Origin of the sequence: Kocuria sp., assembly GCF_030536815.1 — a bacterium.
Taxonomy (GTDB): Bacteria; Actinomycetota; Actinomycetes; order Actinomycetales; family Micrococcaceae; genus Kocuria; species Kocuria gwangalliensis.
Window position 1 is genome coordinate 1 of sequence record NZ_JAUNPE010000332.1, and the last position, 1,597, is coordinate 1,597.

Sequence of the window (1,597 nt, forward strand, 5' to 3'; positions counted from 1 at the left end):
GGATCACCACCAGGGCACCGAGGGCGATCACCAGCAACAACCCGGACACCTCGATGATCGTCGCCACGCGGTTGGCGCCGAGCGACTCGGAGATACCGCGGGCATTCAGGGCCGCCAGCAATCCCAGGAACAGCACCACCACCAGGATCGTGGGCAGTTGGACGAACACGGCCAGGTAGTCCCCGGCGAAACCGAGCGACAGCGCACCAACGGAGACGATGCCCGCGGACAGCATGCAGAAGCCCACCAGGAACCCGACGAACGGCCCGAAGGCGCGGGTCGCGTAGTGCGAGGATCCCCCGGCCTTGGGGTACTTGGTGGCGAGCTCGGCGTACGAACCGGCGGTCAGCAGGGCCAGCAGCAGTGCGACCAGCAGGGGCACCCACAAGGCACCCCCGGAGATCTTGGCGATCTCCCCGGCCAGGACGTAGACGCCCGCCCCGAGCACGTCTCCGAGGATGAACAGGAACAACCCACCGGTGGTGACGGTGCGGGCCAGGGACGGGGAGCGAGTGGGTGACGAACCGGCGGCATGATTCATGACACAACAATAGGTCGCCGCCGCACGGACGGCACGCATTGGATACGCGCGGCTTCACAGCCGTCCCCTTCCCGGCGCCGCGGATTCGCTCCGCGTACAGTGATTCAAAAACCACGGGTGCCGCCCGCCATCGAGGCGCCGCCCATGTCAGGAGCTGCAACATGAGTGAGACCACACGATTGGCACTGGTCACCGGTGCCACCGGATACATTGGCGGCAACGTTGCTCAGAAACTGCTGGACCAGGGTTGGCGGGTACGCCTACTCAGCCGCAGCGCGGACAAGGTCCGTCACCTCTCTTGGGGTGATCGCGTGGTGGTTGATGGTCGCAAGGCCGGACCCGGCGAGGCGGAGGTCATTGAGGGTGACGCCTCCGACGCCCAGGACATCGCCCGGGCCATGGAGGATGTCGAGGTCGCCTGGTATTTGTTGCACTCCATGGGAAACACCGAGAACTTCGTGGAAGAAGAAAAGTCCATGGCGGACACCTTCGCCACGGCCGCGCGCAACGCGCACGTGAAGAGGATCGTCTATCTCGGCGGACTCCACCCCGCGGATACGTCCACGGAGGAGCTGTCCGACCATCTGCGTTCCCGCGTGGAAGTGGGCCGGGTGCTGATGGATTCCGGCGTGCCCACCGCGGCTCTGCAAACCGGTGTGGTGGTCGGGGACGGGTCCTCGTCCTTCACCATGATTCGGCACCTGTCCGAGCGGCTTCCCGGCGCCATTGCTCCCAAGTGGGTGCGCAACCACATCCACCCCATTGCCGTGGCGGACGTGATGCACTACCTGGTGGCGGCCGCGGACCTACCCGAGGATGTGAATCGCACCTTCGACGTGGGCGGGCCCGAACCTCTCGAATACGCGGACATGCTCAAGGAGTACGCGAGTGCGCTGAACAAGATCCCGCGCTTCTTCCTCATTGCACCGGTGACCACTGCAGAACTGGCGGCGTACTGGATCGGTTTGGTCACTCCGGTGAAGTCGACTCTGGTGCGCCCACTCATCGGTAGTCTCCAGCACGACACCGTGGTGCGCGAGCGCGACCTGGACGATT

The 1,597-nt window shown here is 65.2% G+C and carries 2 protein-coding genes; one reads left to right on the top strand and one right to left on the bottom strand.

Going from position 1 to position 1,597, the window contains the following annotated elements:
• Nucleotides 1–541: APC family permease (locus Q4E95_RS13715; RefSeq protein ID WP_303383824.1), on the bottom strand; the 541-nt coding region annotated here is incomplete at its 3' end.
• 161 nt (nt 542–702) lie between these two features.
• Here Q4E95_RS13715 and Q4E95_RS13720 point away from each other — a divergent pair.
• On the top strand, nt 703–1,597 hold an 895-nt coding region (locus tag Q4E95_RS13720; protein ID WP_303383825.1), incomplete at its 3' end, for an SDR family NAD(P)-dependent oxidoreductase.